At 39.0% G+C, this 21,677-nt stretch carries 19 protein-coding genes; 11 read left to right on the top strand and 8 right to left on the bottom strand.

What is annotated here, in order from left to right:
• Positions 1–313: 313 nt before the first annotated feature.
• The 3 genes from gyrA to CIK00_RS00995 all read left to right on the top strand — a co-directional run bounded on the left by gyrA (position 314) and on the right by CIK00_RS00995 (position 6,496).
• A complete protein-coding gene (gene gyrA, locus CIK00_RS01005; RefSeq protein WP_101767066.1) occupies positions 314–2,983 on the top strand; it encodes a DNA topoisomerase (ATP-hydrolyzing) subunit A in 2,670 nt (889 codons plus the stop codon).
• A gap of 267 nt (positions 2,984–3,250) precedes the next feature.
• Positions 3,251–4,333, top strand: a complete 1,083-nt coding sequence (serC, locus tag CIK00_RS01000) for a 3-phosphoserine/phosphohydroxythreonine transaminase (protein ID WP_101767065.1) — start codon at positions 3,251–3,253, stop codon at positions 4,331–4,333.
• Between the two features lie 156 nt (positions 4,334–4,489).
• Positions 4,490–6,496 carry an EAL domain-containing protein gene (locus CIK00_RS00995; RefSeq protein WP_101767064.1) on the top strand — a complete coding sequence of 669 codons (2,007 nt, stop codon included), beginning with the start codon at positions 4,490–4,492 and terminating at the stop codon, positions 6,494–6,496.
• 262 nt (positions 6,497–6,758) lie between these two features.
• Here CIK00_RS00995 and CIK00_RS00990 read toward each other — a convergent pair whose 3' ends face one another.
• Genes CIK00_RS00990 through CIK00_RS00980 form a run of 3 tightly spaced genes read right to left on the bottom strand, consistent with a single transcriptional unit; the run spans position 6,759 to position 9,189 of the window.
• A complete protein-coding gene (locus tag CIK00_RS00990) occupies positions 6,759–7,283 on the bottom strand; it encodes a lipocalin family protein (protein WP_101767063.1) in 525 nt (174 codons plus the stop codon).
• 18 nt (positions 7,284–7,301) lie between these two features.
• The gene (locus CIK00_RS00985; RefSeq protein ID WP_101767062.1) at positions 7,302–8,549 is read right to left on the bottom strand and encodes a sensor histidine kinase; all 1,248 of its coding nucleotides are present in this window, start codon (positions 8,547–8,549) and stop codon (positions 7,302–7,304) included.
• Positions 8,518–9,189 carry a response regulator transcription factor gene (locus CIK00_RS00980; RefSeq protein ID WP_101767061.1) on the bottom strand — a complete coding sequence of 224 codons (672 nt, stop codon included), beginning with the start codon at positions 9,187–9,189 and terminating at the stop codon, positions 8,518–8,520. The genes CIK00_RS00985 and CIK00_RS00980 overlap by 32 nt, the downstream gene beginning before the upstream one ends.
• A gap of 100 nt (positions 9,190–9,289) precedes the next feature.
• On the opposite strand from CIK00_RS00980, the gene CIK00_RS00975 reads away from it, so the two are divergent.
• The gene (locus CIK00_RS00975) at positions 9,290–10,465 is read left to right on the top strand and encodes a DUF5666 domain-containing protein (protein WP_101767060.1); all 1,176 of its coding nucleotides are present in this window, start codon (positions 9,290–9,292) and stop codon (positions 10,463–10,465) included.
• 83 nt (positions 10,466–10,548) lie between these two features.
• On the opposite strand, the gene CIK00_RS00970 is transcribed toward CIK00_RS00975, so the two are convergent.
• Positions 10,549–10,977 carry a nucleotide triphosphate diphosphatase NUDT15 gene (locus CIK00_RS00970; protein ID WP_101767059.1) on the bottom strand — a complete coding sequence of 143 codons (429 nt, stop codon included), beginning with the start codon at positions 10,975–10,977 and terminating at the stop codon, positions 10,549–10,551.
• A 173-nt stretch (positions 10,978–11,150) separates the two neighbouring features.
• Between CIK00_RS00970 and aroA the strand changes: the two genes are divergently transcribed.
• From aroA to pyrF, 7 genes are all read left to right on the top strand, one after another.
• On the top strand, positions 11,151–12,431 hold the full coding sequence (aroA, locus tag CIK00_RS00965; RefSeq protein ID WP_101767058.1) for a 3-phosphoshikimate 1-carboxyvinyltransferase: 1,281 nt from the start codon (positions 11,151–11,153) through the stop codon (positions 12,429–12,431).
• Positions 12,432–12,644: 213 nt separating this feature from the next.
• Positions 12,645–13,322: a (d)CMP kinase gene (gene cmk, locus CIK00_RS00960; RefSeq protein ID WP_101767057.1), complete on the top strand. Its 678-nt coding sequence runs from the start codon at positions 12,645–12,647 to the stop codon at positions 13,320–13,322.
• A 124-nt stretch (positions 13,323–13,446) separates the two neighbouring features.
• A complete protein-coding gene (gene rpsA, locus CIK00_RS00955; protein WP_101767056.1) occupies positions 13,447–15,117 on the top strand; it encodes a 30S ribosomal protein S1 in 1,671 nt (556 codons plus the stop codon).
• A gap of 80 nt (positions 15,118–15,197) precedes the next feature.
• Positions 15,198–15,488, top strand: coding sequence for an integration host factor subunit beta (gene ihfB, locus CIK00_RS00950; RefSeq protein WP_036795301.1), 291 nt, complete (start codon positions 15,198–15,200; stop codon positions 15,486–15,488).
• A 128-nt stretch (positions 15,489–15,616) separates the two neighbouring features.
• Positions 15,617–15,901, top strand: coding sequence for a LapA family protein (locus CIK00_RS00945; RefSeq protein WP_101767055.1), 285 nt, complete (start codon positions 15,617–15,619; stop codon positions 15,899–15,901).
• Positions 15,902–15,907: 6 nt separating this feature from the next.
• Complete coding sequence (lapB, locus tag CIK00_RS00940; RefSeq protein ID WP_101767054.1) at positions 15,908–17,077, top strand: lipopolysaccharide assembly protein LapB; 1,170 nt, start codon at positions 15,908–15,910, stop codon at positions 17,075–17,077.
• Between the two features lie 153 nt (positions 17,078–17,230).
• The gene (gene pyrF / locus CIK00_RS00935; protein WP_101767053.1) at positions 17,231–17,941 is read left to right on the top strand and encodes an orotidine-5'-phosphate decarboxylase; all 711 of its coding nucleotides are present in this window, start codon (positions 17,231–17,233) and stop codon (positions 17,939–17,941) included.
• 76 nt (positions 17,942–18,017) lie between these two features.
• On the opposite strand, the gene CIK00_RS00930 is transcribed toward pyrF, so the two are convergent.
• Genes CIK00_RS00930 through CIK00_RS00915 form a run of 4 tightly spaced genes read right to left on the bottom strand, consistent with a single transcriptional unit; the run spans position 18,018 to position 21,675 of the window.
• Positions 18,018–18,842, bottom strand: a complete 825-nt coding sequence (locus CIK00_RS00930; RefSeq protein ID WP_101767052.1) for a peptide ABC transporter ATP-binding protein — start codon at positions 18,840–18,842, stop codon at positions 18,018–18,020.
• Complete coding sequence (locus tag CIK00_RS00925; protein WP_101767051.1) at positions 18,839–19,837, bottom strand: peptide ABC transporter ATP-binding protein; 999 nt, start codon at positions 19,835–19,837, stop codon at positions 18,839–18,841. The genes CIK00_RS00930 and CIK00_RS00925 overlap by 4 nt, the downstream gene beginning before the upstream one ends.
• Before the next feature lies 1 nt (position 19,838).
• Positions 19,839–20,726: a putrescine export ABC transporter permease SapC gene (gene sapC / locus CIK00_RS00920; protein ID WP_101767050.1), complete on the bottom strand. Its 888-nt coding sequence runs from the start codon at positions 20,724–20,726 to the stop codon at positions 19,839–19,841.
• A complete protein-coding gene (locus CIK00_RS00915) occupies positions 20,713–21,675 on the bottom strand; it encodes an ABC transporter permease (RefSeq protein ID WP_101767049.1) in 963 nt (320 codons plus the stop codon). Before CIK00_RS00915 ends, sapC begins: the two co-directional genes overlap by 14 nt.
• Between the last annotated feature and the right edge of the window lie 2 nt (positions 21,676–21,677).

Here is a 21,677-nt window from a genome sequence, read left to right as displayed (position 1 = left end):
TTTGATTTTATTTTGTTAATTTTAAGATGTTCCATCTATAAAACAGTGTTACATCTTGTTTTTACAAATAATTACATACTCTGTAGGTTAAAAAGAGTAGTTTAAGATAGTTGGTATAATGAACAATAAATAAACAGCAATGTGCGGTTAATCCACAGATGTGACGATGTTTGTTTCTGTTTTCTGTAAATTCCGCTAAATTACTCATAACATAAGCCGTGAAAGGTGTGCCTATTAAGGCTGAAATATGCTATATTATTGCACCTTGCACGTATAAAAATACGACAGAAATTACCTGAGGGATATTGGCTCCATGAGCGATCTTGCAAAAGAGATCACGCCCATAAATATTGAAGATGAGCTGAAAAGCTCTTATCTCGACTATGCGATGTCAGTTATCGTTGGTCGTGCTCTTCCTGATGTGCGTGATGGCCTTAAGCCTGTGCACCGCCGCGTTTTATTCGCGATGAATGTGCTAGGCAATGACTGGAATAAAGCATATAAGAAATCTGCCCGTGTGGTAGGTGATGTTATCGGTAAATATCACCCTCATGGTGATAGTGCTGTATACGATACTATTGTACGTATGGCACAACCGTTCTCCCTACGCTACATGCTCGTAGATGGCCAAGGTAACTTCGGTTCAATCGATGGCGACTCTGCCGCTGCGATGCGTTATACCGAAGTTCGTATGTCTAAAATTGCGCATGAACTACTCGCAGATTTAGACAAAGAAACGGTTGACTTTGTTCCTAACTATGACGGAACCGAGCAGATACCTGCAGTATTACCAACGAAGATTCCTAACCTATTGGTGAATGGTTCTTCTGGTATTGCTGTTGGTATGGCAACGAATATACCACCCCATAACCTTGGCGAAGTGATTGACGGCTGTTTAGCGTATATCAATGATGAGAGCATCACTATTGATCAGCTAATGGAATATATTCCAGGCCCTGACTTCCCAACAGCTGCGATGATCAATGGCCGTAAAGGTATCATTGATGCTTATCATACTGGTCGCGGTAAAGTTTACATGCGTGCCAAAGCTGAAATCGAAACTGAAAAGAATGGTCGTGAAACTATTCTGGTTCATGAGATTCCATATCAAGTTAACAAAGCACGTTTGATCGAAAAAATTGCCGAGCTTGTTAAAGATAAGAAAGTTGAAGGTATTAGTGCATTACGTGATGAGTCAGATAAAGACGGCATGCGTATTGTTATCGAATGTAAGCGTGATGCGGTTGGCGAAGTTGTTCTGAACAATCTTTATGCTCAAACGCAGTTACAAACAACATTTGGTATCAACATGGTTGCGCTTGATAACGGCCAACCAAAGATCTTTAACCTTAAAGAAATGATTAAGTGCTTCGTTAATCACCGCCGTGAAGTGGTGACGCGTCGTACTATTTTTGAATTGCGTAAAGCACGCGATCGCGCTCATATTCTTGAAGGTTTAGCACTTGCTCTTGCAAACATCGACGAAATTATTGAATTAGTTCGTCAGGCAAATACACCAGCAGAAGCTAAAGCAGCATTAGTTGCTCGTGGCTGGCAGCTAGGTAATGTTGCAGCAATGCTTGAGCGTGCTGGTACTGATGCCGCACGTCCAGATTGGCTAGAAGAGCAATTTGGTATTCGTGACAATCTATACCACTTAACAGAACAACAAGCGCAAGCTATTCTTGATCTTCGTTTACATAAGTTAACCGGTCTTGAACACGGTAAAATTCTTGAAGAATATAAGCAACTTCTTGAAGAAATCGCTGAACTAATGTTCATCCTATCAAGCTCTGAGCGTTTGATGGAAGTGATCCGTGAAGAATTAGAGCTAGTAAAAGAACAGTTTAACGATGAACGTCGTACTGAAATCACAGCAGCAAGCAATGATATTGATTTAGAAGATCTAATCCCTAGAGAAGATGTTGTTGTTACGCTTTCTCATGAAGGTTACGTTAAGTACCAAATTCTGAGTGACTATGAAGCGCAACGTCGTGGTGGTAAAGGTAAAGCAGCAACGCGCATGAAGCAAGAAGACTTCATTGAACGTTTGTTGGTTGCTAATACCCATGACACGATTTTATGTTTCTCAAGTCGCGGTCGTATGTACTGGCTGAAAGTGTACCAATTACCACTAGCGAGCCGTACTGCTCGTGGTAAGCCTATTGTGAATATTTTACCACTAGAAGAAAATGAGCGTATTACTGCTATTCTTCCTGTGCGTGAATACACAGAAGATAAGTTTGTCTTTATGGCAACGGCTGATGGTACTGTGAAGAAAACACCATTAACTGACTTTAGTCGTCCTCGTAGTGCCGGTATTATTGCCGTTAACTTACGTGAAGGCGATTCATTGATTGGTGTTGATGTTACTGATGGTGACTGCGATATCATGCTGTTCTCAGCATACGGTAAAGTAGTCCGTTTCTACGAAAGCCCAGTTGTTATTGACGACGAAGGCAATACCAAAGGTGGCGTTCGCGGCATGGGTCGTACTGCGGCTGGTGTTCGTGGTATTAAACTTGCTGAAGGCGATAAAGTTGTTTCGCTAATTGTTCCACACAATGAAGGCGATATTCTTACAGTAACTGAAAATGGTTATGGTAAGCGTACTGGCCTTGCTGAGTATCCGGCGAAGAGCCGTGCCACTCAGGGTGTAGTTTCAATTAAAGTCTCTGAGCGTAACGGTAGCGTTGTTGGTGCTGTTCAAGCTGAAGACGGCGACGAATTTATGATGATCACCAATGGTGGCACATTAGTTCGAACTCGTGTTGCTGAAGTTAGCCGTGTAGGTCGTAATACTCAAGGTGTTACACTTATTCGTACGACTGAAGGTGAAAAAGTTGTTGGTCTACAGCGTATTGATGAGCCAGCAGAAGTTGAATTAATTGAAGATGCTGAATTAGTTGATGGTGAAGCTGTTGAAAATACAGAACTACCAGCAACAGATGTAGAATCAGGTGATTCAACCGAGCAAGAGTAAGCCTTATAGTGCTTTATTCTAAATAATACGCAGCCATTTGGCTGCGTTTTTTTTTGTCTTCATATTTATAACTAATGAATCGTTAATTAAATCTTTAAAGTTGCGCAATAAAGGTGTAGAAATAAATGAATGATATCTGTCACAATGTTGATATTTATCTTTACTGTCTGTTTTGTAATGCTAAAAGTAGTACTGATTGTGATGCTATTAGCTTTATGAAGCAGCAAATTTTTATTTTGTAACTCGAGCAGGAGCAAGTACCACATTATGGATAAGGTTTATAACTTTTGTGCCGGTCCGGCAATGATCCCCGCTGATGTTATGGCGCAAGCCCAACACGAATTAATTAATTGGCAGGGTTTAGGCACTTCCGTTATGGAAATCAGCCATCGTAGTAAAGAATTTCTTGCGGTTGCCGCTCAATCAGAACAAGATTTACGGGATTTACTGAATATTCCTGCTAATTACCATGTTTTATTTTGTCATGGTGGTGCACGTGGTCAATTTGCTGCTGTGCCGTTAAATTTATTGGGTGAAGCAACCACTGCCGATTATATGGATGGTGGTTTTTGGGCGCACAGTGCTGTTGAAGAAGCGTCTAAGTATTGTCAGCCTAATAATATTGATATTACCTGCGTAAAAGAAGGTAAGAAGGCTATTTTACCCGCCGCCGAATGGTCACTTTCTGACGAAGCTGCATTTGTGCATTTTTGTCCAAATGAAACCATTGACGGTATTGAAATTCGTGATTTACCGATAACGGATAAACCGATTGTCGCTGATATGTCATCGACTATTTTATCTCGTCAAATTGATGTGTCTAAATATGGTGTTATTTATGCGGGCGCTCAAAAAAACATTGGTCCAGCAGGATTAACAATTGTTATCGTACGTGATGATTTATTAGGTAAAGCTAAATCAATTTTACCGAGTATTTTAGACTATACGGTGTTAGTTGATAAAGACTCGATGTTTAATACACCACCAACATTTGCATGGTATTTAGCGGGTGAAGTGTTTAAATGGCTTAAAAGCGTCGGTGGGGTTGCTGCAATGGAACAGCGCAACCTTGCAAAAGCTAAATTATTGTATGATTTTATTGATCACTCTAATTTCTATATTAATAATGTTCATGCGGATAACCGTTCAGTCATGAATGTACCATTTCAATTAAAAAATCCAGATTTAGATGCAGTGTTTTTAGCTCAAGCTGAAGTTGTCGGATTAAAAGCATTGAAAGGCCATCGTGTTGCTGGAGGTATGCGTGCCTCTATTTATAATGCGATGCCTTTAGACGGTGTTCAGGCTTTGGTAGACTTTATGCAGATGTTTGAAAAAAATAATGCGTAATGAATAACGACTGTTAATTAATAAAAAATACACACATCATGTGTGTATTTTTTTAGTTTTATTTTCGATACGAAATACCTAGTTACACTCTTTTAGCTTGAGCATTTATAATTGCTCTATATAATCCAGTGCCCTTTCTATCGACACTGTGAATGTATGAACAAAAAATCAATATTAAAATCATATTACAACGATTATATCCGTGATATTTCTATTGTTTTTTTATTATTACTGCCGTTAATTATTTGTAATGCGATCACATTATTTGTGGGGTATGCATTAAAATGGGTTGATTTTAGTGAATTAGCGAACTATTTTTTTTATTTTTCTAATTTATTAATTGGAATCTATCCGATTGCACTGTGCTTAATTACCAGTTACTACATTGCGACTAAGCATGGCGTTAATGCGATGGTGGTTGTGCCATATTCATTACTGTTATTAATTGCTGTGTCGGTGCCTAATGGTTTAGTTTCTGATCATAATGGGTTGCCTAATAACCCACTTGTGGCACTACTTTCAGCAATGATTGCTGCATCATGCTGTATTTCATTTCGTCTTTTTCCGCTCGATCCTTCTCGTTTAGATTTTGTTCGAACACTCTATAAACATGTATTCCATTTTTTTTGTTTTCTTTTGTTAGCCGTTGGGTTGGAGGAATTAACTAAAATTGTGATCGCGTTTAGTCAAAACATAGATAATTATATTGCTCCGAATCCACTCACTTTTTACGGTGGCTTAACCTATCAATTCATTTTGGGATTATTAGGTGCAATTGGCATTAATGGTCATAATTTTCTTTTCAGAACAAAGCAGCAATTATTTGAAGTTACTCAACAAAACATTGCTGATTGGCAAGCAGGAGAAGCCCCTTTAAATGTGCTAGGGCAGGGGTTTTATGATGCTTTCTTATCGATGGGTGGCTCTGGGAATATGATCAGTCTGCTGTTTTGTATTTTATTATTTTCAAAAGAAAGACGACATATCACATTAGCACTATCAGCATTACCGTTGGTGATTTTTAATATCAATGAACTATTACTGTTTGGTTTGCCGATTATTTTTAATCCAATATTAATTGTATCTTTTGTTTGCGTTCCTTTAGTGAGTTTTGTGGTTGTATATGGTGCGATCTCATCTGGATTAGTGCACCCAGTGACGACAATTGTGGATTGGATGACACCTCCTTTTCTGAGTGGTTATGTTGCCACTCAGCACAGTTTATCTGGGGTTATATTACAGATAATTGTAGTTGTTATAGGGATTGTTATTTATCGGCCATTTTATCTGCATTATGCGGGAAAAAGCCGATCTAATAATACATCGATAAGTCAGCAATATGAGCTTGGACGTAGCACACTTAAATCGTTTTTAGGTGATGTGAATCAAGCCATGACGAGCTATGTGAGTAAGCATGATATTAGCCGCCGTGTTAGTCGTATGTTGAATCATGGTGAGTTTGTGATGTTCTACCAACCTCAAATTAATTTAAGTCAGGGTAAAGGATTATCGTTTGAATCACTTGTTCGCTATAAAGATGTGGACGGTAAAATATTGCCACCATTATTTATTCAAGATTTCCAGCAATTAGGCGCAATGAAGCAGCTGGATAAAATGGTGATTGATTTGGTCCTAAAAGATATGCAAAAGATGCCACTTGATAATGGTTGTAAAATAGCAATTAATGTCTCAGCGGAGACAATTTCGGATAAGCATATTGTTGCTTATCTTCTTGAAAGATTAAGTTTTTATGCTATTTCACCATTGAACTTAGAAATAGAGATCACAGAAGAAGCCATACTTGAAGATGATAAGCTGGTATCAGAAAATATCGAGGTATTGCAAGGATTAGGAATAACGGTTGCGATTGATGATTTTGGTTCCGGTTATGCGTCTTTTCCTCATTTATTGAAGTTTAACTTTGATAAAGTAAAGTTAGATCGTACCTTATTACGTAATATTGAACATGATCGTGAGAAAAATTTATATCAGCTGTTGGCTAAAATAAGTGAAGTGACAGGCTGTATTTTGGTTGCTGAAGGCGTTGAAACAGAAGCAGAAAAACAGTTTGTGCAGCAGTGTGGTATTAATATCTGCCAAGGTTTTTATTTTGCTAAACCGATGGCATTTAATGATGCTTTAACGTGGTTTAAAAATGTTTAGCCCAATCATCTAAGTAAAATGTGATAATAGTACTTATCAATCTAAGCTTGCATTTGTTAAGTGGTAATTATGCTTTATGAGTAAAAATAAATAGTAGGATCTAAGGTGTTCGCCACCCTATAAGAATGTTATGGATCCGGTTATTTTTACCACGTGTTTGCTGGTCTTTATTGGCATGTTTATGTTTGCAATTATTGCCTTGTCACAAGGTTTTCATCTTTTTAGTTAGGCATTATTGTCATAACGCCTATTTTATTGATTATTATTGTTGTGGATAAATAAGCTTTTCGGTATCAAAGCCCGCCAGTTTAGCGCGATGAATATAACGTTCGAGTACCGCAGGATCGAGGGTTTTATCTCGTGATAATATCCATAAATAGTCGTAGTTATAGCTACTGATTAATGCCGCTGAATAATCATCTTCAAGAGCAAAGATAATATAGCTACCATAAAAAGGGCCAAAGAAAGAGACCTTGAGATGGCCAAGGTTTGGCTGGTCAACAAATTTAGCTTTACCTTGCGCCTGTTGCCATTGTTGATTAACACTATTAAAACCACTGTTTATAACTTTAATTGTATTATTAGTTTCTAAACTATAAATGGCGGTAACTTGATCTAAGTTTCGTTCAAAGCTGTGGTCTAACCTCGCTATTTCATACCATTGTCCTAAATAACGATTGATATCAAAATTAGTCACTGGTTGAACATTATTGGGTTTTCCTGTTGTACAGCCTGCCGTTATGCTTAATAAGATAACGCCACAAAACCATTTTATATAAGTAAGCATCCATTCTTCCTTCTTTAATTACACTGAAGGTAAAAAAACCACTTCAGCGGTAAAGGTAATATCATTATCTGTGACAGTAAATGCCCATTGCATTCGTTCACAAATACGCTGCACGATGACTAATCCACAGCCATAACCTTGATTATAAAGTTCATTGCCATCATGACGGTTGATGATCGTTAAGCGATCATGTGCTAATTTTATTTCGATGTCGCCAATACTATAACTAAAGGCATTTTTTATTAGATTATTAATAATAATAGTAATAAAACTGAGTGGTGCATTAATCGTGGCTGAGTGGTTGATCTCAAGATAGTAGCTGGCATCTTGTTTTGCAAATAAGGGTTCCATTATTAATAACTGTTGGCGCAGTTCGAGTGCTAGATCACAGTGACTAAAATGATGGTTTTCAATTGATTCTTTACCTAATAATAAGAATGTTTCGGTTAAGATCCGCATATCATCACTGGCTTGATGTAATCGATTAATGGCTTTTTTGGCGACATTCGGTTGATTGGGGACTTTATTGAGTAAATCAGCTGAACCTTGAATGATCATTATCGGGGTGCGTAATTCGTGGGATGCAAATCGGCTGAATTCTTTTTCACGCTGAAAAAATCCTGCAATGTGATTTTTACTATCCAGTAATGCTTGTTCAATTTTTCGTGTTTCACGGTATTGTGTTTCGACTTCAAAAGTGGGTTGATCAGGCGGCATTTGGCGAATTTTTTGATCTATTTTTGCTAATGGTTGCGATAATGAACGCACAAAATAGAAACTATAACTTCCCATCAGTAATGATAATAACAGCCCAAAAATGAAGGTAAAATAATGGAGGCTATCTTCATATTCATCAAGGTAATCATCAGCATCATCTTGATAGACAACGTACATTAACCCTCTACCTGAAGGATGATCAAATACTAAAAAATGCTTATCTTCAGTACCACGTAAATGCTCAAAAAAACCGGGTTGATTATATTTTTTTAACCAATCAGGTAATGAACGTTCACTCCAATAGCTCTTAAATTCACTATTATTGGGCAGCGGTGCATCATCACCCATTGTTTTATAGTCGATAACATATTGGCTTGATTCTTTGTCTAACCAATGATGAAGACTAATGACTTCAAGTTGATTTTCTGCGACATAAATAACTGCCCAGAATAAAATAAACATACCAAAGGTCATTAACCCAAAACTTAAACCGACTTTGCGATAAATACTGGGAAAGTTATGTGGTTTTGATGCGGTAACCTTGTCCATGAATAGTCTCTAATCGTGAAGTGGTAAAATCTTTATCAATAGCATTACGTAAACCATAAATATGACTACGCAAGGCATCACTAGAAGGGGATTCTTCGCCCCAAACAGCATCGATAACTTGCTGGCGCGTCACAATATTAGGGGCATGGTGTAGTAACACTTTTAGGATTTTAAATTGGATGCGGCTAAGCTTTATGGCTTTTCCATTCCGGCTGACTTCATCACTACGATTATTCATTATTAGATCTGCATATGTTAACAGACCAATATCTTGTCGATGACCACGATTAGATAATGCGCGAAGTCGTAAACACAATTCTTCCATCGCAAAAGGCTTTAATAAGTAATCATCGCCGCCGGCTTTAAATGCTGCCACTTTATCTTCAAGGGTATCTTTGGCGGTTAAGAATAGAATCGGCGTGCCACAATAGAGTTCATTACGTATTTTTTGAACCGCGGCAATACCGTCTATTTTAGGCATCATGATATCCATAATAATGACGTCATAATGGTTATTTTCAATAAAGGTAAGTGCTGCTTGACCATGATAAGCACAATCAGCCGTCATACCTTCTAGTTCTAGATAATCTGCAATAGTTTCTACAATCTGATAGTTATCATCAACAATAAGAATTTTCATCTTTTCAATTAAGCTCTTCACGAATACTTCACGTTTGATGATCTAGTATACCTACCAATAAAACAATATTCATAATTTGTTAATCAAAAGGTTTGTATTCATGAAAAAAATCACATTAGCGACATTGATTGGTCTAGTTCTTACTGGTTGTGGCGGTGGCGGCGGTGATGATAGCACTGCACCTCAACCACCTGTTGAAATAAAGCCTCAATTGGTAATGGGTACGATTGACAGTATTAATAAAACTAACCATGAAATTACAGTCAATGGAATGTCATACCAAGTTAATGATGTTGAATACGCAAATAAACCGCTAATAGATGGTATTACACTATTAAAGCCTCAGATGATGGTTGAATTAACTGCATTAACTAAATCAAATGTGACCGTGAGTATCGAACCGACAATGGTGGGTGTAATCAGTCATATTACGGCTAAAACTTTTGTCGTAAATGGTGTTACGTTAGATTATAAAGTAAATTCTGAGTTAGATGGCAAGTGGGTAATGGTGTCGTCATTACCTGTTGTGACAGAATTAGGCCTTGGTTATAAAGTATTATCTGTTATTCAAATTGAAAAAGATGATTTTGGCAATCGCTATGAGCTTGAAGGGCGTTTAACTAATTTAAATGAAGATGATCAGACTTTTAAAATTGGTGCTAGCACTTTAGTTGATTTTTCGAAGGCAGCTAATTTGGGTGAAATTGAGTGTGATGATCGTCAAGGTATTCAATGCTTAACTAACGCCGATAGACAGTGGGTTGAAGTTAGTGGTGAAATGCTAAATGGCGTTTTTATGGCTGATGACGTTGAGATTGACAGTGATGATGCTGAAGGACAAGAAGTTAGCATTGAAGGTATCATTACTGATATAAATCCAGATAAAACTAAATTTATACTTAATGCTCGAAATCAATTTACTATTAATAATAAAACAAAAATTGAATATAACGATCAATATGTAGATAAAAACAGACTCGTTATCGGCTCATTTATTGAAGTTGAAGCGTTAAATGGCGTTGCTCAAGAGATCGAGTTAGACGGTGATGATAGTAATGTATCGGGTTTTCGTGAATTTGAATACAAAGGTATTGCATTAAGTATTGGTGAGAAAGGTACTTTTACGGTAGCTGGAAAATTGATCCATATTGATGCTTATACTGAATTTGATGATTATTTAAATGAAGATACTCTTCATGGTCAGCGTGTTGAAGTTGAAGGTGTAATTATTAACGGTAAAAACGTTGCACGTGAAATCGAACGCGAAGATGATTAAATAACTTCGAATCTCGAACCAAAAGCGCCTATTATATTTGAGGCGCTTTTTGCGTTTTAGAACGTTTGGTTTATTTACAGTGATTACTCGTTAATACAAAACCGTTGTTCTAAGTAACATCGAATCGATTGCTCACTGGCATCAAATTGTGGCGAGGGAACGTGAGTTGGATCAAGCCATTGCCATCCTTCACATTTATCAGGTTCTTTTAAGGTTAACTCTCCGCTGAATTCAGTAGTAAGTAAGGCGACACTAATATAATGCTTGCCTGACTCTAAATAGGTGGCGATGTTATTGGTCACTGCAATCACTTGGGGTTGATAAATAGTGAGTCCTGTTTCTTCTTCAACTTCACGAATGGCACATTGACTAAAGGTTTCGCCCAACTCCATATGACCACCTGGGATAGAATAGTAGGGGGCATGACTATTTTTACGTTTACCAATTAAGATCTCACCTTGTTGATTAACAATAATAATCCCAATTCCAACCATCGGCGTTACAGTGCTCATTCTTACTCCAAGATTTACTTCGGTCATTGATAACTACTCTACCGTAATTAGAGTGTAGATGCTGGTACTATATTAACGAGAAGCGACAAGATTTTAAAAAACTGGCGCTAGATAACTGCGACATTATTGGGTACTCTGCTAAATAAGAAAAATTAGGATTGGAAGAATAATCAATGGAAAGTTTAACCTTACAGCCGATTGCTAAAGTTAATGGTGTAGTGAATCTACCTGGTTCGAAAAGTGTCTCAAATCGTGCGTTATTATTAGCAGCATTGGCACAAGGGACAACACGGTTAACGAATTTGTTAGACAGTGATGATATTCGCCATATGCTTAATGGATTAAAGCAATTAGGTGTGAATTACCGCTTATCAGCAGATAAAACCGAATGTGAAATTGATGGTTTAGGTCATGCTTTTACTATGACAGAACCGCTTGAATTGTATTTAGGTAATGCGGGTACAGCAATGCGACCATTAGCGGCAGCGCTGTGTTTAGGTACTGGTGAATATACGCTTACGGGCGAGCCTCGAATGAAAGAGCGTCCAATTGGTCATCTTGTGGATGCACTGCGTAGTGCTGGTGCCAATGTTGAATATATAGATAATGATAATTACCCACCGCTAAAAATTATTGGAACGGGGCTGTCTGGTGGCTGTGTTGAAATTGATGGTTCGATTTCAAGTCAGTTTTTAACGGCATTTTTGATGGCCGCACCATTGGCTAGTGCCGATACGGTTATTAGTATTAAAGGTGATTTGGTTTCAAAGCCTTATATTGATATTACATTGCATATTATGGCGCAGTTTGGGGTTGAGGTTGAAAATCGTGATTACCAACAGTTTGTAGTTAAAGGTGGTCAACAGTATCAATCACCAGGCGAACTTTTAGTTGAAGGTGATGCTTCATCGGCCTCTTATTTTTTAGCCGCCGCTGCGATTAAAGGTGGCGCGATAAAAGTAACCGGAATTGGTAAAAATAGCATTCAAGGTGATATTCAATTTGTAGATGCGCTTGCCAAAATGGGCGCCGATATTGAATGGGGTGATGATTATGTTATTGCTCGTGGTGGCGAGCTAACTGCGGTTGATATGGATTTTAATCATATTCCTGATGCTGCTATGACGATTGCAACAACAGCATTATTTGCTAAAGGTACAACGTCAATTCGCAATGTTTATAATTGGCGAGTAAAAGAAACTGATCGCCTTACTGCAATGGCAACAGAATTACGTAAAGTTGGTGCAATAGTAGAAGAGGGCGAAGATTACATTGTGATCACGCCGCCTGCTCAGTTAAAGCATGCTGAGATTAATACTTATGATGATCATCGAATGGCAATGTGTTTTTCATTGGTGGCATTAAGTGATACCGCTGTTACGATCAATGATCCTGGATGTACCTCTAAAACTTTTCCTGATTATTTCACTAAATTCCAAGGATTGAGTGTGTAGTTTTTAGATGCTGATTTTTAATATGTCAGTTTAGATTCATAGTTGGCTGATTATGATGACATCAGGCTTTTAAATTGGTATAAAAAGGAAAGAAAGAGAAAGGAATAACTATATGAATTTAAGTTTTTTTCTGTATAATGTGCCACCGTTTGATGGCTAACCTTAATTTGGGTTAAGTTCCCGCTATTACGGACACCTATTTGGAGAAAACTTATGTCTACTCATGCTCCAGTTATTACTGTTGATGGGCCTAGTGGTGCAGGTAAAGGCACACTATGTATGCTATTAGCGGAAAAGCTTGGTTGGAATCTGCTTGATTCTGGTGCGATTTATCGTGTTCTTGCACTTGCAGCACTTCATCATGGGGTAGATACTGAATCCGAAGATGCTTTAGTGCCTCTTGCTGCTCATCTCGATGTTCAGTTTGTTGCTGAAGGTGAATTGGTTCGAGTTATTCTTGAAGGCGAAGATGTTTCTGATACACTTCGTACTGAAAAAGTAGGCAATGCAGCATCAAAAGTAGCAGCGTTACCACGAGTGCGTGAAGCATTATTACGCCGTCAGCGTGCATTTAATGAGCAACCGGGTTTGGTTGCCGACGGTCGTGATATGGGCACAGTGGTGTTTACATCGGCAGAAGTGAAAATTTTCTTAGATGCTAGTGCTGAAGAACGTGCAACGCGTCGTATGAATCAGTTGCAAAAACAAGGCTTAGATGTTAGTTTTAGCCGCCTTCTAAGCGAAATTCAGGAACGAGACTACCGCGATCGCAATCGTGCTGTAGCGCCTTTACGTCCTGCTGATGACGCTTTATTACTTGATTCAACTGAAATGTCAATTGAACAAGTATTAGAAAAAGTCTTGGCATATGTTGATGCTAAGCTAAAATAAATGAATCCCTATTTAGTTGCGTAAGCAGCTAAATAACGTCGGTGTCATGGATGATAACTGACTTTATTATCAACCCCATGAGGTAGGATACCCATGGTTGTTTATCATATTGAAGATTAATTAAATGACTGAATCTTTTGCTCAACTCTTTGAAGAGTCGCTAAACCAAGTTGAAACTCGCCCAGGTGCCATCGTTAAAGGTACTGTAATCGCTATCGAAAACGGTTACGTATTAGTTGACGCAGGTCTAAAATCTGAGTCATCTATCCCTGCTGAAGAATTCAAGAACGCTGCTGGCGAACTTGAAGTAGCAGTTGGTGATCAGGTTGACGTTGCTCTTGACGCGATCGAAGATGGTTTTGGTGAAACTAAGCTTTCTCGTGAGAAAGCTAAGCGTCACGAAGCTTGGATCCAGCTTGAAAAAGCTTATGAAGATGCTGAAACAGTTGTTGGTATCATCAACGGTAAAGTTAAGGGCGGCTTCACAGTTGAACTTAACGGCATCCGTGCGTTCTTACCAGGTTCTCTAGTAGACGTACGTCCAGTTCGCGATACTGCTCACCTTGAAAACAAAGAACTTGAGTTCAAAGTAATTAAGCTTGACCAGAAGCGTAACAACGTAGTTGTTTCACGTCGCGCAGTTATCGAGTCTGAAAACAGTGTTGAACGTGATGAGCTACTTGCTTCTCTACAAGAAGGCATGGAAGTTAAAGGTATCGTTAAGAACCTTACTGACTACGGCGCATTCGTTGATCTTGGCGGTGTTGACGGTCTTCTACACATCACTGATATGGCTTGGAAGCGTGTTAAGCACCCTTCTGAAATCGTTAATGTTGGCGATGAAATCAACGTTAAAGTTCTTAAGTTCGACCGTGAGCGTACTCGCGTATCACTAGGTCTTAAGCAACTTGGCGAAGATCCATGGGTTGCTATCGCTAAGCGTTACCCAGAAAGCACTAAGCTTACTGGTCGCGTAACTAACCTTACTGACTACGGTTGCTTCGTTGAAATCGAAGAAGGCGTTGAAGGTCTTGTTCACGTTTCTGAAATGGATTGGACTAACAAAAACATCCACCCATCGAAAGTTGTTAACGTGGGCGACGAAGTTGAAGTTATGGTTCTTGATATCGACGAAGAACGTCGTCGTATCTCTCTAGGTCTTAAGCAGTGTAAAGCTAACCCATGGCAGTCATTTGCAGAAATGCAAGCTAAGGGCGATAAAGTAACTGGTAAGATCAAGTCAATCACTGATTTCGGTATCTTCATCGGTCTTGAAGGCGGCATCGACGGTCTTGTTCACCTATCTGACATTTCTTGGAATGTTTCTGGTGAAGATGCAGTTCGTGACTTCAAGAAAGGCGACGAAATTTCTGCAGTAGTTCTTGCAGTTGACGCAGAGCGTGAGCGTATCTCTCTAGGCGTTAAGCAAATCGAAGAAGACCCATTCAACAGCTTCGTAGCTGACACTAAGAAAGGCACTCTAATAACTGGTAAAGTTATTGCAGTTGACGCTAAAGGCGCAACTATTGAGCTTGCTGAAGGTGTTGAAGGTTACCTACGTGCTTCAGAAGCATCTGTAGACCGTGTTGAAGACGCAACTCTAATTCTTGCAGTTGGCGACTCTATTGAATCTAAATTCACTGGTGTTGACCGTAAGAACCGTGTAGTTAACCTTTCTGTACGTGCTAAAGACGTTGCTGAAGAGCAAGAAGCAATGGCTACACTAAACAAAGTTGATGATGCTGCGTTTGGTAATGCTATGGCTGATGCTTTCAAAGCTGCTAAAGGCGAATAATTGAGCGTAGAGGGAAATCGCTTTAGCTTTTTCCCTCTAAACGGCTATACTATTGAGAAACATACTAAAACGGAGTGTTTATGACAAAGTCTGAATTAATTGAAAGACTATGTAGTCAACAAACACATCTCTCTGCCAAACAGGTAGAAGATGCAATCAAGGATATCCTTGAACATATGGCGAACACACTTGCAGAAGGTGATCGCATTGAGATCCGTGGCTTTGGTAGCTTCTCTTTGCATTACCGTGCTCCTCGCGTTGGCCGTAATCCGAAGACAGGTGATAAAGTTGAGTTGGACGGCAAGTACGTTCCTCACTTTAAGCCAGGAAAAGAATTACGTGACCGTGTTAATGCATCAATAGCTGCTTAACCGCGAATAGAACAAAAAAACGGCATACTATCAGTATGCCGTTTTTTTATGTCTATAGATCATGGTTTGATCAGTAAAATTACTGCATAATCAGTAATTATAATTTAGATTTAGTGAGAGGATCCACGATGAAGATTTTAGGAATTATTGTTCTAGTAGCTGCCTTTTTGATCACTTTGGCTCTTGGTGCGCAAAATCAAATAATGGTTAGTTTTGATTATTTAATTGCCCAGGGTGAGTTTCAACTTTCTACATTATTAGGTACTGTCTTTGGTGCTGGTTTTGTTATTGGTTGGGTAATTTGTGGAACTTTATATCTTAAAGCTCGCTTTGCTAAAAATCGATTAATAAAGAAAGTAGCGAAGCAACAACAAGAACTTGATCAGCTTCGTGCTCAACCTATTAAGGAATAAAAATTAATGCTTGAGTTGTTGTTCTTACTTTTACCTATTGCTGCCGCTTATGGTTGGTATATGGGTAACAGGAGCGCAAGTAACCAAAAGCAAGAAAAGTCTGACCACTTATCTCGCCAATATGTAACAGGTCTTAATATGTTGTTATCAGATGAATCTGATAAAGCAGTAGACCTGTTCATTGAGTTGCTTCAGGTTGACAGTGAAACTATTGATACTCATCTGGCTCTTGGTAATTTATTCCGCAGCAGAGGAGAGGTTGATCGCGCTATTCGTATTCACCAAAATTTGATAGCAAGGCCTAATTTATCGATTGAACAACGTAACTTAGCTTTACAACAATTAGCAAAAGATTATATGGCAGCAGGTTTTTTTGATCGAGCTGAGCGTATTTTTGAGCAGTTGTTGGATGAGCCTGATTATCGAAAGTCTGCATTACAACAGTTATTAGCTATTTATCAACAAACGCGAGAATGGGAAAAAGCCATTGAAATGGCAACTCAGTTGGTGAAATTAGGTAAAACGAAACTAAAGCATGATATTGCTCATTACTGGTGTGAACTGTCTATGCTTGAGCTGAGTGCTCAGAATCAAGATAAAGCTATGCAGTTACTCAAAAAAGCGCTGTCAGTGGATAAACACTGTGTTCGTGCCTCGATTGCAATGGCAAAAATACAAGTTAAACAACAAGAATATAAACAAGCTGCAAAAATTTTAGAGCGTATATCTGAACAAGATATTGAGTTTGTGGGTGAGGCTTTACCATTATTACTTGAATGTTATGAAGCAATGCATAATCAAACGGCATGGCTGAAATATTTACAACATTGTGTCGAACAAAAAGCAGGGGCGAGTGCTGAACTAATGCTTGCTGATGAAATTGCTAAGCATGATGGCGTAGTAACCGCACAGTCTTTTATGACACGCCAACTTCAACAAAATCCTACGATGAAAGGTTTTTATCAGTTGATGGAATACCATCTTGATGAAGCAGAGGAAGGTCGAGCTAAAGAAAGCTTAACCAGTTTGCGTCACTTAGTGGGTGAGCAACTTAAAGCGAAACCCCGCTATCGTTGTCGTCAATGTGGTTTTGCAACGCATGCTTTATATTGGCAATGTCCTTCTTGTAAGAGCTGGGGGCAAATCAAGCCAATTCGAGGACTTGATGGTGAATAATTATCACCGAGTATTTTTATATTATTAAAACCAGTGCAGTAATGTACTGGTTTTTTTGTAGTTGTAGTTATCAAATTTAATCAATTGATGTAAAATCCTGCCGGCGGTGGGATAACCGTTCAATGGATATATTTAGATATAATAGGAGACTCAATGCTAGACGCTAAAGTAACAGACCCTAAAGTAATCGTTGCCCTTGATTATGATAATCACCATGAGGCACTCGCTTTTGTCGATCGTATTGAGCCAGGAAGCTGCCGATTAAAAGTCGGTAAAGAGATGTTCACTTTTTTTGGTCCTGATTTTGTGCGCCAATTACATGCTCGCGGCCATTCAGTATTTCTAGACTTGAAATTTCATGATATTCCAAATACGTGTTCAAAAGCAGTAAGAGCGGCCGCGGAATTAGGGGTGTGGATGGTGAATGTACATGCTAGTGGTGGTGAGCGCATGATGACTGCTTCACGTGAAATTTTAGAACCTTATGGTAAAGATCGCCCATTATTAATTGGTGTGACGGTTTTAACCAGTATGGAAGCCAGTGATTTAGCCGGCGTCGGTATTTTGTGTCAACCACAACAACAGGTATTGAATTTAGCAACATTGACTAAAAATAGTGGTCTTGATGGTGTTGTCTGTTCTGCGCAAGAAGCCATTATATTAAAATCGAAATTGGGACAACAATTTAAGTTGGTAACCCCTGGTATTCGTCCTGTAGGCAGTGAAGCGGGTGATCAGCGTCGAGTGATGACGCCAGTTGAAGCGATTGACGCTGGGTCTGATTACTTAGTGATTGGTCGTCCAATTACTCAAGCAAGTGATCCTGCGGCAGTATTAGCTGCAATTAATAAAACATTGGCTTAATTTTTAATAAATAAGCAAACGATAACGCCAGTGTTTTTATGTCAATGATGTAAAAATACTGGCGTTAATTTTTATATTAGTAGCTGATTTTAGGCGTACTATTAAGTATACGAGTACTTTTTTCTCGTGTTGGTATACTAAAGTGACTATCAAGTAGCTTTTGCGTTAATGAGTGCTTAGGGTTAGCAAAGACATTCGCAGTACGTCCTTTTTCGACGACTTCGCCATCGTGCATCACCATTACTTTGTCACTGAAATGTTTTACCACTCCCATATGTTGTGATACATACACATAAGACAATCCCATCTCTTCTTGCAATTCAAGTAACAGGTTTATCATTTGTGAGCGCATTGACATATCTAAACCATTTAAGGCTTCATCAGCGACAATAATACAAGGTTGCAAAATAAGCGCACGGGCAAGTGATACACGTTGTTTTTGTCCTGTTGCAAGCATCTGAGGGTAAAAATAAGCATGCTCTGGCAGTAAACCGACGCGTTTAAGTGTATCCATAATACGTCGCTCACGAGCTTGTGGGGTCATGTTCGTGTTTTGTTTTAACGGTCCTTCAAGGATCCGTCCAATTTGAATCCGTGGATTTAATGCAGTATTAGGATCTTGGAAAATCATTCGAATCAATTTGCAGCGTGTTTGATAATCATGGTGATGAAGTTGTTCACCATTTACTCGCACAATACCTTCTGTTGGTGTGATCACCCCTGCCAGCATTTTTGCTAATGTTGATTTCCCTGAGCCATTTTCACCTAATAGCGCAATAGTTTCGCCTGCATTGAGCTGAAATGAAACCGGTTTTACCGCTTCAATGGTACGACGGCGGAATAAACCTGAACGGTAGTGATAATCTTTTTTTAGGTTTACAACTTCAAGTAGTGAACTCATTTGTTGTCATCCTTCATATTTAGCGGGAAATGACAGCTAAATTTATGGCCTTTGATTTTTCGGCGAGGAGGTACTTCTACACATTTTCGTTGTGCATAAGGACAACGAGGGCCTAACCTGCAGCCGATGGGTAAATGTTGGAGTGGGGGAATAGACCCCGGTAATGTTTCTAATTTAGATTTATGATTAATGCCAAGCGAAAAGTCAGGCATTGCCCGCATCAATGCTGCGGTATAAGGGTGGTGAGGAAGCTCAAGTAATTCTTTTGATGTGCCTGATTCAACTGATTGTCCACAATACATTACCGTGATCCTATCCGCCCATTGGGTTACGGTAGTGAGATCATGGCTAACGAGTAGAATGGTGGTGTTGCCTAATTGATTCATACGACTTAACAAGCGGAAAATTTGTGCTTGAGTAATAGGGTCAAGATCGTTAGTCGGTTCATCAGCAATCAATAGTCGTGGACGGTTAGCAATCGCCATTGCAATCATTACTTTTTGACATTCACCATCGGTTAATTCATAAGGATAGCTACGCATGATCCGTTTATGTTCTTTAATACCGACTTTATGTAATAACGCAATGGCTTGTTTCTGACGCCAATGAAAACGCTGCCAAATTCGACCACTAAATGATGATGATGGAATAGCCTCTTCTAATTGTTCACCAATACGTTCAGAGGGATCAAGACAAGTTGATGGCTCTTGAAATATCATCGCGATTTCGCGGCTAACAATTTTACGACGTTGACGAGGGGATAATGCCAGTAAATCGACATCACCTAAACGCATTCGGTCAGCATTAACTCGCCAGTTATCTTTACATACACCTGCAATTGCTTTTGCTACTAAGCTTTTACCTGAGCCAGATTCTCCCACTAAACCACGAATTTCACTTTCGTTAATCGTAATACTCATGCGATCAACGGCTTTTACCATCCCTTGTGGCGTGTCAATTTCGATGGTTAAGTTACGTATATCAAGTAAAGGCATGTTAATCAATTCCCGCGTTAAGTGCTTGACGCATACCATCACCAACAAGGTTAATGACTAATACGCTAAACATAATCGCAAGCCCTGGCAGGGTAACTGTCCATGGCGCAAGATAAATAAGGTCAATCGAATCCCCAAGCATTGCACCCCATTCAGGTTGAGGTGCTTGTGCCCCTAAGCCTAAAAAGCCAAGTGCAGCAATATCCATAATCGCGACTGAAATGGCACGTGTCATTTCAGTGGTAATGGTAGTTAAAATGTTAGGTAATATCGAATTATAAAGAAGGTAAAAGTTATTTGCACCATCAAGACGAGCGGCAATAATATAGTCTTTAGCTACCTCAATGTGAACTGCGGTATAGACAGCACGAATGAACCGAGGAATTAAGGCCAGCCAAATGGCGAATAAAATGTGAGTTTCTCCTGGTCCCATATAGGCAACAACAATAATCGCGAGTAGCAATGATGGAATCGATAATACGGTATCTAATATATGGTTAAGAAAACTCGATTTAAGGCCACTACTCATGCCCGCTAAAATACCAATTAGCAGTCCAATAATACTGGATGCAAATGCGATTAATAACGCATAACCAAAGGTTAATTGGCTGCCTATTAACAATCGCGATAAAATATCACGCCCGAGATCATCGGTACCAAAAAAGAACGAGACATGTCCTGAATTATCCCATGATGGCGGCATCAGTAGTTCACCTACTTGCTCTACCGCAGAATAAGGGGCTAACCAGCGCGCATTAATGGTAATTAATAACAAGGCTAATAGACACCACAGGCCAAACATTGCTAATGAGTTAGCGCGAAAATTTTGCCATGAGCGTTCCCATTGGGTTGGGATAGTGGCTTCTTGGTAAACACTATTTGATGGCATACCATTCCTTTCTTACCAATGGATTAACAAGTGCGCCAATAACATCTGATAAGATATTGGCTAATAAAATAAAGCCGCCTACAGTAATAACCCCAGCTTGGATGGCGATATAGTTTTGTGCCGCAATAGCATTGAGTAACCAGCGACCAATACCGGGCCAGTTAAAAATAGATTCAGTCAACATCGCAAAGGTCATCATTGAGGCAAACTGCATTCCTAATTTTGGAATAATAGGTGGCAGCGCATTTTTCATACCATGGCGGCGTACAATCTCAAAGGTTGACAGGCCCTTGGTTTGAGCAACTTTGATATAATTTTTGGTCATTACTTCGGCTATTGATGCACGTGTTAAACGAATAACCTCGGTTGTTGGGGCCATTGCTAGCACAATAGTTGGTAATATAAGGTGCTTAATTGCATCAAAGAAGGCTTCCATGCGGTAAGGCTTATCGGATAGTAGAATATCTACTAATGCAAAACCGGTAACATGGTTAAATTGGTATAATAAACTATAGCGCCCAGAAACAGGAAGCCATCCTAAGTTCAATGAAAACAATAAGATAAGCAACATTGCAAGCCAAAACAAAGGGATGGAATAACCTAATAATGTAATTGAACTAATGATGGTATCAATAGGGTAGCCTCGACGGACGCCGGCAATAGTACCTAACGGGATCCCAATCACTAAAGATAACAGAAAAGCAAAAAAACATAATTCTAATGTAGCAGGAAAGACTTTGAGTATCTCTGTACTCATCGGAATACCTGTCGAGCTAATACCTAAGTTACCTGAGAATAAATTTTGTAGGTAAATGAACCAACCTTGCCAAAAGGGTTCATAAGCCCATTGCAATTGGGTATCAAGTCTTAAAATGCTGAAACTGACAATGGTTAGAATGAGTAATGTAATAATAAATAGATTTAAGCGACGTATAATGTAGATAAACATAC

The organism is Photobacterium carnosum, from assembly GCF_002849605.1.
Taxonomy (GTDB): domain Bacteria; phylum Pseudomonadota; class Gammaproteobacteria; order Enterobacterales; family Vibrionaceae; genus Photobacterium; species Photobacterium carnosum.
The sequence above is the reverse complement of the archived record's forward strand: the minus strand, read 5'-3'. Positions and strand labels throughout refer to the sequence as shown.

Bases quoted from the DNA above. Each gene is read 5' to 3' on its own strand.
- gyrA (WP_101767066.1), top strand. From the start codon at position 314: ATGAGCGATCTTGCAAAAGAGATCACGCCCATAAATATTGAAGATGAG.
- serC (WP_101767065.1), top strand. From the start codon at position 3,251: ATGGATAAGGTTTATAACTTTTGTGCCGGTCCGGCAATGATCCCCGCT.
- CIK00_RS00995 (WP_101767064.1), top strand. From the start codon at position 4,490: ATGAACAAAAAATCAATATTAAAATCATATTACAACGATTATATCCGT.
- CIK00_RS00990 (WP_101767063.1), bottom strand. From the start codon at position 7,283: ATGCTTACTTATATAAAATGGTTTTGTGGCGTTATCTTATTAAGCATA.
- CIK00_RS00985 (WP_101767062.1), bottom strand. From the start codon at position 8,549: ATGGACAAGGTTACCGCATCAAAACCACATAACTTTCCCAGTATTTAT.
- CIK00_RS00980 (WP_101767061.1), bottom strand. From the start codon at position 9,189: ATGAAAATTCTTATTGTTGATGATAACTATCAGATTGTAGAAACTATT.
- CIK00_RS00975 (WP_101767060.1), top strand. From the start codon at position 9,290: ATGAAAAAAATCACATTAGCGACATTGATTGGTCTAGTTCTTACTGGT.
- CIK00_RS00970 (WP_101767059.1), bottom strand. From the start codon at position 10,977: ATGAGCACTGTAACGCCGATGGTTGGAATTGGGATTATTATTGTTAAT.
- aroA (WP_101767058.1), top strand. From the start codon at position 11,151: ATGGAAAGTTTAACCTTACAGCCGATTGCTAAAGTTAATGGTGTAGTG.
- cmk (WP_101767057.1), top strand. From the start codon at position 12,645: ATGTCTACTCATGCTCCAGTTATTACTGTTGATGGGCCTAGTGGTGCA.
- rpsA (WP_101767056.1), top strand. From the start codon at position 13,447: ATGACTGAATCTTTTGCTCAACTCTTTGAAGAGTCGCTAAACCAAGTT.
- ihfB (WP_036795301.1), top strand. From the start codon at position 15,198: ATGACAAAGTCTGAATTAATTGAAAGACTATGTAGTCAACAAACACAT.
- CIK00_RS00945 (WP_101767055.1), top strand. From the start codon at position 15,617: ATGAAGATTTTAGGAATTATTGTTCTAGTAGCTGCCTTTTTGATCACT.
- lapB (WP_101767054.1), top strand. From the start codon at position 15,908: ATGCTTGAGTTGTTGTTCTTACTTTTACCTATTGCTGCCGCTTATGGT.
- pyrF (WP_101767053.1), top strand. From the start codon at position 17,231: ATGCTAGACGCTAAAGTAACAGACCCTAAAGTAATCGTTGCCCTTGAT.
- CIK00_RS00930 (WP_101767052.1), bottom strand. From the start codon at position 18,842: ATGAGTTCACTACTTGAAGTTGTAAACCTAAAAAAAGATTATCACTAC.
- CIK00_RS00925 (WP_101767051.1), bottom strand. From the start codon at position 19,837: ATGCCTTTACTTGATATACGTAACTTAACCATCGAAATTGACACGCCA.
- sapC (WP_101767050.1), bottom strand. From the start codon at position 20,726: ATGCCATCAAATAGTGTTTACCAAGAAGCCACTATCCCAACCCAATGG.
- CIK00_RS00915 (WP_101767049.1), bottom strand. From the start codon at position 21,675: ATGTTTATCTACATTATACGTCGCTTAAATCTATTTATTATTACATTA.